This is a genomic window from Yersinia sp. Marseille-Q5920 (genome assembly GCF_946902935.1).
In the GTDB taxonomy this organism is placed as follows: Bacteria; Pseudomonadota; Gammaproteobacteria; order Enterobacterales; family Enterobacteriaceae; genus Yersinia; species Yersinia rochesterensis.
Genome location: NZ_CAMPQA010000009.1, coordinates 147,434 through 162,728, shown reverse-complemented (window position 1 = coordinate 162,728; position 15,295 = coordinate 147,434). Strand labels below are relative to the sequence as shown.

Sequence of the window (15,295 nt, the reverse complement as noted above, 5' to 3'; positions counted from 1 at the left end):
TCAGCACTTTCACTTTCTGCTGATTAGACAGATATTCTCTCAGCGCACCCAGTCTATTTCTTTGTGAGGGAAGATGACAAATAGGGGTTGCCCATGGATGACCCGAGTAATTAAGTGCAGCCAACACTGCTGCAATTTGAAAGATGATGGGTATAAGGGAATTCACTATGACAAACTCCACCCCACCAGAAGCGGGGGCCAGAGGGGAAAATGTTTTCTTTGCCAAACGGGCTTTGCGGACTATGGTTTTGCTGGTTGGGGCAATCATTATTATTGCCGCCACGGGCATTATCTATCTTGCTGCACAATTAAATGAACAAGCCGAGTCCAATAGCCGTTTTCTGCTGGAAAAAGCATGGGAAACGCGCCAAAAATCGATCAAAACCAGAATAAAAGATAATGCTTATTGGGGCGATGCCTATGAACACTTACATGTCACCGTCGACCCTGACTGGGCCTTTGTTAGCCAAAATCTGGGGCCATCACTTTATAAAGACTTTGGCTATGAAGGTGTTTTTGTCATTGATGGACAGGGGAAAACCCGTTATTCCGTCATCAATGGGCAGTTGGTGAATATCCGTCTACAAGACTGGCTCGATGAAGATATTACGCCGTTTATTGATTCGGTACGCCGTCAGGCCGAAAAACCAGAGGCCGCCACGAAAATCGTCAATGTGGCCGGGGTACCAGCCATTGTTGCTGCAGCGATATTAACTACCGGCAATGACCCACGGATTAAACCTGTGGCTGGCCCTCCGTCTGTTCTGGTCTTTATTAATATACTGACCCAAACCGAATTGAATATTTTGGGGGAAAATTATGGTATTCACCAACTTCGCACCGCCCGGGATAAAAAAGATGCGGCGTCCAGTCCCTCCCTTCAGTTATCGTCAACACAATTACCTTCAAATCAATCATCATCAAAAGAATTAGCGGCAAACGACAACAGTGTAGTGACGTTGCACTGGAACCAAAATATGCCCGGCGCGCAACTACTCAATATCTTACTGCCATTACTGGCGCTGATTGCTCTTATTCTCTGGCTGAGTGGCTGGTGGATTCTGCGGCGCGCGCTGTCGGAAGCGCACATTGCCGATGAAAATAAAGTGGCATTAATTGCCAGCGAAGAGCGCTTTCGTCATATGGCGGAAGCCGCCACCGATTGGCTATGGGAAACAGATGCCAACCTGCGCATCACCTATCTCTCCCAGCGATTTTTCACTATTACCGGGCTTAGTGTCGAGCGCTGGCTGGGTCGTAATCTCGACTCATTGCTCAATTGTGACCATATTCCGCTGCGATCCTGGCTGCAATACACGCATTTAACAGAGTCCCGCAATGAACTGCAATGCACCTATTTCTCCGCCAAAGGTGATAAGCGTATTTGCCGCGTTTATGCCAAACCCATCATCAAAAATGATGAAAACATTGGTTTTCGTGGCACCGTCTCTGACATCACCCAAGAGATAGAAGCACAGGAGAGAATTCAGCATCTTTCTCTGCATGACTCGCTGACCGGTTTACCCAACCGTATGAGAATGAAAGAATTTCTGGAAAGTAAGCTGCGTAATTTAACCGCTGCACCGCATCCGTTGGTGATCCTCAATGTCGATTTGGATAAATTCAAGCCGGTTAACGATACCTTTGGCCATATTGCGGGTGACCAGGTGCTTCATCAGGTCTCTGAACGGCTGAGAAGTTGTTTGCGCGATCAGGATTTAGTCGCTCGCCAAGGGGGGGATGAATTCATTCTAATTATTACCGGGCTGTCTTCAATCAAAGAAATTGAAGACCTCTGCACACGCGTTATTGACCGCATTGAAAGCCCATATGTCATTAATAATCAGGATATTTTTATCAGTGCCAGTATTGGTATTGCACTGGCACCACAGGACTCCATGCAAGCCGAGGAGCTGTTGCGCTTTGCCGACATTGCCATGTATGAAGCCAAAAATAGTGGCCGCAACAGCTGGAGTTTTTATTCCAGTGAAATGAATGACCGCCTAATGCAACGCAGCGAATTAGAGCGTTTCTTGCGCCAGGCGATTAAACACAATGAATTCAACCTTTATTATCAGCCGCGTTATCGCATTGCAGGGACAAAACTTACCGGTGCCGAGGCGCTAGTGCGCTGGAATCACCCGGTGCTGGGGCTACTGATGCCAGATCAATTTATTGCTCTGGCAGAAGAAACCGGCCTGATCAGCGCCATCAGCGACTGGACGATGCTTCAAGCCTGTCAGGATGCAGCTACATGGCCCGCCTCACTGATTATTTCAGTCAATATTTCTGCCATTGAATTCCGCAACCAACACCTGATCGAGCGAGTGCGACAAGTTTTGCGGCAGACCGGGTTACCGAGCCATCGACTGGAACTGGAAATCACTGAGCGGATAATGATTGAAGATGCGGATGGTGCCTTTAAAACCATGACCGCATTGAAAGCCCTCGGCGTGCGTTTATCGATGGATGATTTTGGTACTGGATATTCTTCACTGAATTATCTGCGCCGTTTCCCATTCGATGGTCTGAAAATTGATAAAAGTTTTATTGATGAATTAACGCAGTCCCATGAAGGGCAGTCAATTGTGGAGGGCATTATTAACCTCGGCCACGCGCTGTCTATGACAGTGACCGCCGAGGGGGTTGAAACCACGGAACAACTTGAGCATCTGCAAGCATTAACCTGTGATGAAGCTCAAGGTTATCTTCTAGGTAAGCCAATGAAATTAAATGAATTATTAAATATTACGCATCAGGCCGATTACGATAAATAAAACATCAAGAAAAGCGGCTCAGTCTCTGGATGAATGACTCATAGAGGCTGAGCCGCAGCAGTTTTACTGAGTGGGTTGGCTTTTCAGTTTGAAATTAACAATATCGTAGACCAATCCATCTATTGTACTTTTTACTTGTTCCGCAGAAATTGGTACGCCGCTATTACTGATATCCTTACCATAAGCTTTGCGCACTACAACAATAACGGGTTTTCCGGTATTGGAATCAATAACCTGTAATTCCAAATAAAGCGCAGTATGCTGAGTGCGGTTACCGGTCGCCGCCATGGTTCCAGCAACAACAGCAGCTATGGGTATCATTTCATAAACTTCAAGATCTTTATCTTCAGCAGAAACCGCCGTAATGGCTCCCCGTACAATCAAGATATTCCGTTTCTTCGGTGAATTGACGAGCGGTAATTGCTGGCTAACAGCTTCTTTAAGTCTTTTATTCGCGTAAGCTAATATTTCATCTAATGTTTTCTGACTTACTCGCTGAGTTGGACTCGACTTTGGATAATAGATCAATGGCGTGTAATAAATGCCAGTATATTTTTCAACATTAAAATCTGGGGAAACCCAACGCAATACTTTCTGGCCACTGGCAGACTCAGACTCTTGTAACTTACTGTAATCAACAAGAAAACCAGAATACTGCGCACTAGTTGTAACCTTTGAGGAGCATCCTGCCACTAATATCCCGACGGCAAACAGCGCCGCTATCTTATAACTGTTCAGAATAACCATTGTATTTTCCTATATGTTAATTAAGGAACTAAAAAACAGAAATGTAGAAAAATGCCGGGAAAGCAAAAGAATGAGAATGTTCTCCATTTAAATATTAAACCATGGCAAAACATTTGCAGGATATAAATTAAAAAATTAAAATCCCCCGTAGAGGCCCATAATTAAATTTAATCTGGGAATAAAACCCTAACAGAAAAGAAAACTAATCGGATAAAAATTAAGACACCAAAGTATCCAGTTGATAAAGGCCATCCAGGAATGCGGAAACAAAACTCCCCGGCTACTGGACAAACCGTTGCAGCTCTGGCACAGCGCAGTCCGCCGATAATCAACCGCGCGCGGCTGCAATCACGGCCTGCCCCAGCGCCAAACCACCATCACCGGCGGGCAGGCGCTGGGGCATCAATAGCTGGAAGTCGTGCAATTGCTCGCAGAGTAATTCGCGCAGCAGCCGGTTATGCAGCACACCACCGGAAAAGGCAATAGTGTCAATGCCATAATGCCGTGCCGTCTGTCGGGCTAACTGGGCAAAACCCTGTGCGAGAGCAAAGTGAAAAGCATAAGCGCGCTCAGCCGGTGAAGCATCAAAAGCCAACCATTGCCGCCAGAAAGTAGCTAAATCCAATTGATTGTCGAGCAGTGGCATAGTGACGGGCGGATCAGTTTGAACGGCTTGAGAGGTTCGGGAACTTTGCCATGCCAGCGCTTCCAGCAAGCAAGCGGCTTCCCCCTCCCAACTTAAGGTCGATGGCTCAATATTCAGTGCGGCGGCCACAGCATCAAATAGCCGCCCCGTCGACGAGGCCAATGGCGCATTAATGCCGCGCGTAATCGCCCGTGCCAGTACCTCCCCCTGCGGTTTGGGGATAGCCGCCGCGGCGGGCAGGTTTTGCCAGTCCGGCACAAAGCGCTGCAACTGCGCCAGTAAATTGCGCCACGGCTGGCGAGAGGCCAGATCCCCGCCGGGTAAGGCCACCGCAGGCAAACCGCCCATATATTCACAATTCACATAGTCGACTAGCAAACATTCGCCGCCCCATAATTTCCCCTCCGCGCCATATCCCAGCCCATCCAGCGCCAGGCCAATCACCGCCCCAGCTTGACGCGGCCAGCCATGCTCCGCCAAACAAGCCGCCAAATGAGCATGATGATGTAAAACTTCTGTGCAGGGGATATTTTGCTGCGCGGCCCACTCTTTGCCGAACTGGTGGCTGATATAACCGGGGTGCGCATCCACCACCACCGCCTGCGGGATAAAATGATAAATATCGCAAAATAGCGCTAATAACTGTTGCTGCTGCTGCGCAATATCGCGGTCTGCCAGATCGCCCAGATGCTGGCTCAGCACCGCATTACTGTCTCGCAGTAAGCAAAAGGTGTTTTTCATGTCGGCCCCGAGCGCCAGAATGGCCGGTTGCCGACTAAACCCCGGCGGCAATTCGAAAGCATCTGGCACATAGCCCCGAGCGCGGCGCAGCATTTCAGCCCCTTGCTGAGTCAGACGCACCAATGAGTCGTCGGCGCGCTGCACAATTTCCCTGTCATGCAATAGCCAGTGATCGGCAATCTCACTCAGGGCGCTTAGAGCTTGTTGATTACTTAGGGCGGGCGGTTTGCCGCTGCCATTACCGGAGGTCATGACCAACGGGCGCACCACCTGTTGCAGCAGCAAATGTTGCAGTGGATTGGCGGGCAGCATAATGCCGATGTCGGGTAATTCTGGTGCGATCGCCGCACAAAGTGGGCTTTCCGGCTGCTTCGCTACTAAAACGATGGGGGCCGCTGGGCTGCGTAGCAAACTAAGTAATGCATCATTATCAGTCTGTTGCACACAGGTTTGCAGCCAGTCGATGCCAGGTAACATCACCGCCAACGGCTTGGAAGGCCGCTGTTTGCGCTCACGCAAGCGAGCTACTGCGGCGGCATTGGTGGCGTCCACTGCGAGGTGGAATCCGCCCAGACCTTTGACAGCCACAATTTCGCCAGCCAACAGTGCAGCGGCGGCCTGCTCTAGTGCGGTGAAGCCATGGGCCACAGCCTTCCCGTCAGCTTTCGTCAACCACAGTTGTGGGCCACAGTCCGCACAGGCATTGGGCTGGGCATGAAAACGACGGTCTGCGGGGTGGTCATATTCGGCCTGACAAGCCGCGCACAGCGGAAACTTACCCATGGCGGTATAGGGCCGGTCGTAAGGCATGCGGTGGATAATGGTAAAGCGCGGGCCGCAATGGGTGCAGTTGATAAAAGGATAACGGTAGCGGCGGTTGGCAGGATTATTCATTTCACTCAGGCAAGCATCACAGGTCGCGGCATCCGGTACGATTTGGGTATCCATCTGCCCGGCCCCGCTGTGGTGAATCACGAAATCCAGCGGCGCTTGCGCCCAGTGGTATGGCGTGGTGACGATGCTGTCAATATGCGCCAATGGCGGGCAATCTTGCGGCAATGCTTGTAAAAAGTCCGCCACCGCCGGAGCTTGCCATAAGTGAACCGTCACCCCCGCGCTGTCGTTACTGACATCACCGGACAACCCAAAACGATGGGCAAGTTGCCAGATATAAGGGCGAAAACCCACCCCCTGCACTTTGCCCTTTATCCGCAGACTGAGGCCGTTTATCTCCACAAAAACTCCTTCACGGGGCTGCCAGCAGCCTGTTTTATAGCTTGGAGATCGCGGGGCGACTGCACCGATGGGCGCTCCGGCGACTTACGTCGCTACGACCCATTCGGCACATTTCCCCGCTTATCAACTTGTTAATCGCCTGTCACTTCAAGGACAAATGGGCCCCCAAAAGTCATTGGAGTTGCAGGTAGGCAGCAAGTAAGCAAATCCCGATGAGCTGACACAAGTCAGTGATTCGGGTGAGCGAACGCAGCTAACACCCCTGCGGCTTCAAGGACAAATGGGATCAGCAGATTCGGGGCAGCGGCTCGTCAAGAGGCAAATCCAATCGCCGCGAGACCCCAAATGCACCGCATAACCGCACTTGTTTATTCTCCGTCACCTGTCCGATAACCGCGGCATCCTGGCCCAGTTGGTGGCGATGTAATTCAGTTAAAACAGCGGCTTGTGCTGCGGGAGAGACCACCAGCACCAGTTTGCCTTCATTAGCAAAGTTGAGCGCATCCAGCCCCAGTAATTCGCAAATACCGCGCACCGCGGGTTTCAGTGGCAAATCTGCTTCGTTGATTTCCATGCCGCAACCACTGGCGGCGGCAAATTCGTGCAAAATTGCCGTCACTCCACCACGGGTAGCATCGCGTAGCGCCCGCACACCGCTAATATGGCGCAGGGGGGCAATCAAGGGGGCTAGCAGGGCGCAATCACTGACTAACTCGGCCTCCAGACCCAAACCTTCACGTAAATTTAAAATAGTCGCGCCGTGATCGCCCAAGGTGCCGCTGACAATGATCCGATCACCCGCACGGATCATCGCGGTTCCCCATTGGATATCCGCCGGGATCACCCCGATACCGGTGGTATTGATGAAGATCTTATCCGCCGCACCGCGCTGCACCACTTTGGTATCACCGGTCACTATCTGAATTCCCGCCTGCTGCGCCGTGGCCGCCATTGAGTGCACAATGCGCTCCAAATCAACCATCGGCAGCCCTTCTTCCAGAATAAAACCACACGAAAGATAACGCGGCGTTGCGCCACTGACCGCCACATCATTCGCCGTGCCGCACACCGCCAATTTGCCGATGTCTCCGCCGGGGAAGAAAATAGGATCAATCACATAGCTGTCGGTCGATATTGCCAGCCGATCCCCTTGGGCCACCAGATCTGCCAGCGCAATACGCGCCTGATCTTCGCGCTCATTCAGTGCCGGGTTAGAAAACGCCGCCAAAAACAGCGATTCGATCAAGCTCTGCATTGCCCGCCCACCACTGCCGTGTGCCAGGGTAATCTCTTGTTTATTCATTTAGTTGTGACCTGATTGATTGGTTTCGATAACCAATATTTATCATTTGGTATCTAGCGGGGCGACTGCACCGATGGGCACTCCGACGGCTTACGCCGTTACGACCCATTCGGTACATTTCCCCGCAAGTCAGCCTTGTCATCACTCTGATATCAAAAACTATCGGTATTGATGATAGGCAGAGCAAGCCCCTTCGGAGGAAACCATCAGCGCGCCGAATGCATTATCTGGCGTGCATTCGCCACCAAACAGAGGGCATTGATCCGGTTTACAACGCCCGGTCAGCACATCGCCGCAACGGGATCGCGGATCATCCGCCACTCGCTGTTGCTGCGGGGTGAAACGCCGCTCCGCATCAAACGCCTGATAAGCCGGGCTAAGTTGCACTCCAGAATCGGCTATTTCACCCAACCCGCGCCACTCACTGCGCTCTTTGGTTACAAATACCTCGGCCAGCGCTTGTTGCGCTAGCAGGTTGCCGTTGTCGGGTACAATGCGCCGATATTGATTTTCCACCGCACAACGCCCACTGACCCTCTGCTCCAGCAGCATCACCAACCCTTGTAAAATATCCAGCGGTTCAAAGCCGGTGACCACCAGCGGCTTATTGAATTGGCTGCAAATAAAACCGTACGGCGTGGTGCCAATCACCATGCTGACATGGCCGGGCGCGAGGAAACCGTCAATGCGCACATCCGGCTGTTGTAGCAGGCTGCGCAAGGTAGGAATGATGGTGATGTGCTGGCAGAATACGGTGAAATTGGTTAGGCCCAGCCGTTTGGCTTGTTGCAACGTTAGGGCAGTGGCGGGCATGGTGGTTTCAAAACCGAGGCCGAAAAACACCACTTCGCGATCCGGATGCTGCTGCGCGAGAGTCAGGGCATCCAGTGGCGAGTAAACCACCCGAATATCGGCACCGCGCCGCTTGGCATCCAACATTGAGCCATTGCGCCCCGGCACCCGCATGGCGTCGCCGTAAGTACAGAAAATCACCGCTGGATGGGCGGCAATCTCCAGACAACTGTCAATGCGGCCCATCGGCAACACGCACACCGGGCAACCCGGCCCATGGACAAACTCCAGCCCCTCCGGTAGCAATTGATCCAAACCGAATTTGAAGATCGCATGCGTGTGACCGCCGCACACTTCCATAATTTGCAACGGCAAGCGCTGTTGATCCGGGATTTGCGGCAATAAGTGTTCGATCCGTTGCAATAATGCACTGACCAGCGCCGGATCGCGGAATTCATCAACGTAGCGCATCATTGGCCCCGTTAGCGACATCATCTAAATCCAGCCCCACCGCCTGCATATGCGCTAAGGCCGCCAGTGTCTGCTGGGCTTCTTCTTCATCCAGTAAGCTCATGGCAAACCCGACATGCACCAATACCCATTGGCCGAGTAAGTCAGCCGGTGACGCGTCACACACCAACGCGATATTGATTTCGCGTTTTACGCCGCTCACTTCTACCCATGCCAGTTGGTGGATATCTTCTCCCACCGCCACTATTTTGCCGGGTACGCCTAAGCACATCGCTGCGCCTCCAGCCATTCCAGCCACAAATCCATCCCCTCGCCGCTGCTGGCCGACAGCGCAATGACCTGAATTTCAGGATTCACCTGACGGGCATAATGAATGCACTGTTCGATATCAAAATCCAGGTACGGCAGCAGGTCGATTTTATTGATAATCATTAGGGTGGAGGCGGCAAACATATGAGGGTATTTCAGCGGTTTATCTTCACCTTCCGTCACCGAAAGCACCGCCACTTTATGACGTTCGCCAAGATCAAAGCTGGCGGGACACACCAAATTCCCAACGTTTTCAATGAATAGCAGACTGTCATTGCTCAGATTCAAGCGGTGCGCGGCATCATGCACCATCTGCGCATCCAGATGGCAGCCTTTGCCAGTATTGACCTGAATCGCTGGCACACCGGTGGCGCGAATACGTTCGGCATCATGAGTGGTTTGCTGATCACCTTCAATCACCGCGCAGGGCACTTGCCCGGCCAGCAGTTGCAGGGTGGTGGTCAACAAGGTGGTTTTGCCAGAGCCGGGGCTGGAAACCAAATTCAGCGCCAAAATATGTTGCTCGACAAAATGCTCACGATTATGACTGGCTAACTGATTGTTTTTGCTCAGGACGTCCTGCTCGATTTGCAACAAGCGGCGCTGCCCCATGCCCGGTGCATGGCTACCGGCTTCACCCTGCCCATAATGCAGCCCCAGCTTGTCAGCATGAACTTGCGGCGTGAAGGGCTCTGCGGCGGGCGCGTCAGTGTCTGACGGTTCCGTGGCCACCATCGGCTCCGGCGCTTTACCGTGATAGTGATGGTGAACATCACCCTGATGGTAATAATAATGGTGATGAACAATCACCGGCTGTGTCCCCTTGGCAACATATTTGTGTTTATGTTTATGCTGAATCTTTTGCGTCGGGGCCGCTGTTTTGTGATGCTCATGCTGGTGCTGATCATGGTGACCGTCATGATGATGGTTATGACCGTCATGGTGGTCGTGGTGGTGATCATCATGTTGATGATTGTCGTCGCCCTCGATCTTTCTCTCGCCGCTGGCGCAACCACAAGTCGTACACATAGGAATTCACTCCTTCAGGATTATTCCACTTCTATCTGTTTTACCTGCAAATTGCTGCCACTCTCTACTTGCAGAGCATGACTGCCACAATGCGGGCACCCGGCATCATGCCGGTCAATGGCAACACTCTTGCTGCACTCCCAGCACCAGGCCACTGCGGGTAGGTAGCTGAGATGCAATTGACAATTTTCTGCCAGTGTCTGCCGGCTGGCGGCATCAAAGCTAAAGCGCAAAGCGCTTTCCTCAATACAGGAAAGCGCGCCAATTTCCAGCCAGACCGCGGTTATCCGTGAGGCGCTGTTAAGCCGCGCCTGTTTTTCAATTAGCTCCAGCGTACTGAGACACAAACTGATTTCATGCATGCTGATTCTTTATTTGGCTAACTTTGTTAAACAAGGCCCGCCGCCGGGGATTAGCGGGCGCATCAGCATTCACCACCGGCAGTGAAAGCGCCATGCGCGCACTCTGCTCCGCCAGTTGTAACGCCCGTTCAGCACTGAGCGAGGTGTCCAGCGGTGACATCAATGAGCGGCTCAGATATTGGCCACCACCGGCTATTTCGCTGACGGTAAAATCCATTTCGCTGACAATAAAACCAATGGTGCCGCAAGGTAGTGCCAGCATCAGGCGCTCCCCCACCGCACGGCGTTGCCAGCTCTGCTGCGGCCCCGGTAAAACCACCAAACTCAGCATCCACGGGGTCAATAATGCGCCAATCCATTGCTGCTCAAATAACTGAAACCCACAGGCGCGCAAGGGAATGTGGTCGCGATAAAAGGGCAAGCCGCGCATCTCATCGGCGGCGATTTGGCCGAATATCTGCTCCAACAGTGCGGCTGGATTTTGTTCATGGCCCACAATCACATCAGACATGGCTTTCTTCTCGCGCCTTAAGGGTGATCCCGCTGCTGCGTAATGCTGTCAGAATCTGTTCCAGTGCCGGTTCAATGGCCCGCGTGACTGTCGGCGTCAGACCGATATTCGGTGCCAGAGATTCCGGCACCACCCCCACCAAAGTTAGCTGGCGCGGGAACTCATCGGTCAGTTGCAGCGCCATCAGCACATCACATAATCCCAACTGATGCGGCGACACCTTGCGGCTGAACATCGCCGGTATTTCTTTATCTCGCAATACCGCGACACTGCCGGGTGGTTGGCCGGTCAGCACCGCATCGGCGACAATCAAATGCTCGCGATTAGCCATAGCTTCCATCAATTCCAGACCGGCGGTTCCGCCATCCAGCACCTCAACCCCCGGCGGGATGTGAAAGCGCTGCTCCAGCGCTTCGACAATCCGCACACCGACAGCTTCATCACTGAGTAATAAATTACCTATACCTAATACCAAAATCCCCATCACAGCACCTTGACTTTGGTCACTTCGTTGCCCGTTGTATCAACAATATGTACTGCACAAGACATACACGGGTCGAATGAGTGAATGGTCCGCACCACTTCAAGTGGTTTGGCAGGATCAGCAACCGGTGTTCCCACCAGCGCTTGCTCGTAAGGCCCCGGTTCATCATTATAATTGCGCGGCCCGGCGTTCCATGTCGATGGCACCACCGCCTGATAGTTAGCGATTTTGCCATCCTTGATAACCACCCAGTGCGACAACATGCCGCGCGGGGCTTCTTCAAAGCCGACACCACGGATCTCGCCGGTTAGCGGAATATCCGGCTTGATAAAGGTTTCGACGTCACCGGTGCCGATATTAGTGACCAACGCAGTCCATTGTTGGGCCAAGGTTTCATGCAGCACACAGCAATGCACCGCACGGCCAATAATACGCCCCAGAGTGGATGGTAACTGTTCGGGAGTAATGGCCTGCCCGCTCAGTTTTTGGTAAGCCGCGCCGATATCACTGAAATGCTGTTTAGTCGGAGCGTGTCCGGCGGCCAAGCCGCACATTAACCACGCCAGCGGCCCCACTTCCACGGTTTTGCCATAGAAAGTCGGCGCTTTTACCCACGAATATTTGCCATCTTCCTGCCAGCCGGTGTAATTGGGGTTGGTTTTGCCCTCCCACGGGGCCAGCGGCTCGTCGTCCTGATACCAAGCATGCTTGCCGCTCTCGGCAATGCCTTTGATCAAGTAAGGATCGTTGTGATTAGCAATCGGGCGGAAGCTGCCGTTTTCCAGATAGCCGCCCGGCAGCAGGAAGGTTTCCCCTTTGCGGTCAGTCGGCAACTCCGGCACGCTGAGGTAGTCATCCGCCCCTTTGCCCAGATTGAGCCAACCCGGATAGTGGGCGGCGATCACCGCGGTATCGACCTTATAAACCTGCTCAATAAAGCTGCCCAGCCGGTCAATAAAGGATTTCACCAACATTAGGCGCTCCAGATTGAGCACACTGGGCATATCCAGATTGATTGGGTTGGCAACACCCCCCACAGCAAGGTTCTGAATATGCGGCGTTTTTCCGCCGAGCACCGCCACAATGCGGTTGGCATCGCGCTGGCATTCCAGTGCTTGCAGATAATGCGCCACCGCAATCAGATTGACCTCTGGCGGCAATGCCATCGCCGGATGGCCCCAGTAGCCATTAGCAAAAATACCTAACTGCCCGCTGGCGACCAAATCTTTGATTTTCTGCTGCACACGGGTGAATTCTTCCGCGCTGTTCAACGGCCAACTGGACAAGCCACTCAGCATGGCTGCCGCCTTTTGTGGTGAGGCTTGCAGCGCCGAGGTCACATCCACCCAATCCAACGCAGATAGTTGATAAAAATGAACAATATGGTCATGAATACTGTGCGCGGCCAGAATCAAATTGCGGATATGCTGAGCATTAACCGGCACTTCCATCCCTAATGCATTTTCCACCGCCCGTACCGAAGCAATGGCGTGAATAGTGGTGCATACGCCGCAAATGCGCTGCACAATCATCCAGGCATCGCGCGGATCATTACCTTGTAAAATTTCTTCCATGCCACGCCACATGGTGCCGGAGGACCAGGCTTTAATGACCTTGCCGTCCTCAATTTCGCAGTCGATCCGCAGGTGCCCCTCAATGCGGGTGACGGGATCAATGGTGATGCGTTGGCTCATGCTTTACCTCTGTCTGATTATTCTTATGTAACTGGCCGTGAGCAGGAAGCACCGGCAACAGCCGAATCAATAAAATGTAGGCGCAGACCTCAATGGCGACGAAGCCGATGGAGATCAGGATTTCACTGGTGGTGGGGAAGTAGTTGTAGCCGCCGCCGGGGTTAAAGGCCAACAACGAGTAATTAAGCCGCCATAGCGCCCCGCCGCCGATCATGCACAGCGCGCCGATAAACAGTAATCGGCTGTCTTCTCTGGCCCGCCGAATACGGAAAATCAGTAGCGGCAAAGCCATCAGGACAATTTCAGCCCAGAAAGCAATGGCATAGCGGTCAAAGTGCCACAGATATTCTGTCTTATGGCGCACGATAACTTCACCGAGACGCAGTAGAATAAACAGCAGCAAGAACACGTCGATAATGGTGGTTAATCGCGTGAACAATGGCGCTTCATTTGCCCCGCGCCCGCGCAGTCCGGCCTGTACCAAAGAGCCTTCGAAAATAACAATCGAGAAACCCAAAATGGCGGCGGTTAGCAGGGAGAACAGCGGCAACATTTCATAACTTTGCCACAGCGGATGAATCTTAGCCCCGGCGGCTATCATCAATGAACCCATGGAAGACTGGTGCATGGTCGGCAGCAACGCACCGAGCGCGATGACAAAAAACATCACTTTGTTCAGCCGCTTAAGTGAGATTTTCCAGCCCAGCCGCTCAAACAGCGCCGGGGCAAACTCTACCGCCATCACGCCGATGTAAATGGTCATACAGACGGCGGTTTCGAATAGCACCGAGTTGACATTGAAATGGCCGGGAATAAAGAAGTAAGGCAAGTTCCAATAGCGGCCCACGTCGATGGTGATGGAAAGGCCACCGAGCGCGTAACCAAACAAACTGGCGAGCAGCGCCGGGCGCACCAGCGGGTGATATTCCCCCCGATTGAACACATAAACTGCCCACGCCAATGCCCAGCCACCACAGGCCAACCCGGTGCCGACCAGTAAGTCGAAAGCAATCCAGATGCCCCATGGGAAGCCGCCATTCAAATCACTGACTGACCCCAGCCCGAGTACCAAACGTTTGACAATCAACAGCGCGCACAGCACCACAAAAGGCGCTAACAGCATCACCGGCCAACTGACCAGCCGCCCACCCAATGGGCTGGATTTATGCATCGTCATCTTGGCCGTCCTTTTTATCGTGCGGGTCAGTATCATGGTCTTTGCGCTCATCGCGGGTATTGCGATGCACCAAAGCAGTGACACCGGCCAACACCGCCAGTGGCAAGATCATGCCCTTGTACAGGGTGTGCTGGACATGCTCAGAGCGCGCGCCGGTCGCCAAGTCTGCCAACGGCGGCAAATCCAGTTTCTCGGCCGGAATCCCCGTCAGCACCAATACCTGGGTGCCGCCCCCCTCTTTCTCACCGTAAACATGGTGGTCATAATGAGCGACCGGATGTTCGTAGGTGTCATTGGCGCTGAGTGTTTGCCGTGGGAAAAGGGTGTTTTCGCCCGGTTTGAGAGTCAGCCGACGTTGTGCTTCTGACAGCAATTCTTCACGAGTGCCGAAGATCACCGCACCGGTCGGGCACACCTCGACACAGCCGGGTAAGCCGCCTTTATCCAGCCGCTCGACACCTTTCTGATTGCATAATTCACATTTATGAATCTTGCCAAAGGGATTGTGATAATCGTATTTCGGCACATTGAACGGGCACCCGACCATGCAGTAGCGGCAGCCAGTGCAGACATCCGGGTTATAGTGAACAATGCCGGTTTTGGCATCTTTGCGCAGCGCACTGACCGGACAAACAGAAACACAATTCGGATCAACACAATGCATGCATTGCTTTTTGATATAGGCGTAGCCGTCTTCCAATTGATCTTTATGAATTCCCGCGCCGCTAGTCCAGACCTGAATAATATTGTTGGTATAGGGGCTGAGTTTATCATTATCCGCCCAAAGGGCGTCACCGCTGGCATAGCTTTTACCGTGATCAAATAATTCACTATGATTGACCTGCTGGCATTTGCTCACACAGGCCTGACAGCCAACACATAATGTCGAGTCATACAACATGCTCAGCGCACCGGGGATCGGCGGCCGATTTTGCACCTCGGCTTGGGTGCTGGGCGAAAGCCCCGCCAACAGCACACCGCCGGACGCTAATTTGAAAAAGTGACGTCGGTTCACG

At 52.8% G+C, this 15,295-nt stretch carries 13 protein-coding genes; 1 reads left to right on the top strand and 12 read right to left on the bottom strand.

Translation table 11 applies throughout. The features are described 5' to 3' along the window. Positions 1–167 precede the first annotated feature (167 nt). Positions 168–2,777, top strand: coding sequence for an EAL domain-containing protein (locus tag OVO64_RS14370; protein WP_038639246.1), 2,610 nt, complete (start codon positions 168–170; stop codon positions 2,775–2,777). Positions 2,778–2,840: 63 nt separating this feature from the next. Here the strand turns inward: OVO64_RS14370 and OVO64_RS14365 are convergent, their stop codons facing one another. The 12 genes from OVO64_RS14365 to hybA form a co-directional block, all read right to left on the bottom strand. Next, on the bottom strand, positions 2,841–3,524 hold the full coding sequence (locus tag OVO64_RS14365) for a DUF3313 domain-containing protein (RefSeq protein WP_038639243.1): 684 nt from the start codon (positions 3,522–3,524) through the stop codon (positions 2,841–2,843). A gap of 328 nt (positions 3,525–3,852) precedes the next feature. Beyond that, positions 3,853–6,147: a carbamoyltransferase HypF gene (hypF, locus tag OVO64_RS14360; RefSeq protein ID WP_145510100.1), complete on the bottom strand. Its 2,295-nt coding sequence runs from the start codon at positions 6,145–6,147 to the stop codon at positions 3,853–3,855. Between the two features lie 286 nt (positions 6,148–6,433). Then, complete coding sequence (hypE, locus tag OVO64_RS14355) at positions 6,434–7,450, bottom strand: hydrogenase expression/formation protein HypE (protein WP_267248852.1); 1,017 nt, start codon at positions 7,448–7,450, stop codon at positions 6,434–6,436. A gap of 159 nt (positions 7,451–7,609) precedes the next feature. Then, positions 7,610–8,713, bottom strand: a complete 1,104-nt coding sequence (hypD, locus tag OVO64_RS14350) for a hydrogenase formation protein HypD (protein WP_145510104.1) — start codon at positions 8,711–8,713, stop codon at positions 7,610–7,612. Beyond that, positions 8,700–8,984, bottom strand: coding sequence for a hydrogenase maturation factor HybG (gene hybG, locus OVO64_RS14345; protein WP_145586741.1), 285 nt, complete (start codon positions 8,982–8,984; stop codon positions 8,700–8,702). Before hybG ends, hypD begins: the two co-directional genes overlap by 14 nt. Beyond that, positions 8,975–10,051, bottom strand: a complete 1,077-nt coding sequence (hypB, locus tag OVO64_RS14340; protein WP_145586705.1) for a hydrogenase nickel incorporation protein HypB — start codon at positions 10,049–10,051, stop codon at positions 8,975–8,977. The genes hybG and hypB overlap by 10 nt, the downstream gene beginning before the upstream one ends. 20 nt (positions 10,052–10,071) lie before the next feature. Next, positions 10,072–10,413, bottom strand: coding sequence for a hydrogenase maturation nickel metallochaperone HypA (gene hypA / locus OVO64_RS14335; RefSeq protein ID WP_038639226.1), 342 nt, complete (start codon positions 10,411–10,413; stop codon positions 10,072–10,074). Next, on the bottom strand, positions 10,406–10,924 hold the full coding sequence (gene hybE / locus OVO64_RS14330) for a hydrogenase-2 assembly chaperone (protein ID WP_267248851.1): 519 nt from the start codon (positions 10,922–10,924) through the stop codon (positions 10,406–10,408). The genes hypA and hybE overlap by 8 nt, the downstream gene beginning before the upstream one ends. Next, positions 10,917–11,408, bottom strand: a complete 492-nt coding sequence (locus OVO64_RS14325) for a HyaD/HybD family hydrogenase maturation endopeptidase (RefSeq protein WP_032819569.1) — start codon at positions 11,406–11,408, stop codon at positions 10,917–10,919. Before OVO64_RS14325 ends, hybE begins: the two co-directional genes overlap by 8 nt. Next, positions 11,408–13,102 carry a hydrogenase 2 large subunit gene (hybC, locus tag OVO64_RS14320; protein WP_038639217.1) on the bottom strand — a complete coding sequence of 565 codons (1,695 nt, stop codon included), beginning with the start codon at positions 13,100–13,102 and terminating at the stop codon, positions 11,408–11,410. The genes OVO64_RS14325 and hybC overlap by 1 nt, the downstream gene beginning before the upstream one ends. Beyond that, on the bottom strand, positions 13,080–14,279 hold the full coding sequence (gene hybB, locus OVO64_RS14315; RefSeq protein WP_038639214.1) for a Ni/Fe-hydrogenase cytochrome b subunit: 1,200 nt from the start codon (positions 14,277–14,279) through the stop codon (positions 13,080–13,082). The genes hybC and hybB overlap by 23 nt, the downstream gene beginning before the upstream one ends. Next, the gene (gene hybA / locus OVO64_RS14310) at positions 14,266–15,294 is read right to left on the bottom strand and encodes a hydrogenase 2 operon protein HybA (protein ID WP_038639211.1); all 1,029 of its coding nucleotides are present in this window, start codon (positions 15,292–15,294) and stop codon (positions 14,266–14,268) included. The genes hybB and hybA overlap by 14 nt, the downstream gene beginning before the upstream one ends. Position 15,295: the final 1 nt, after the last annotated feature.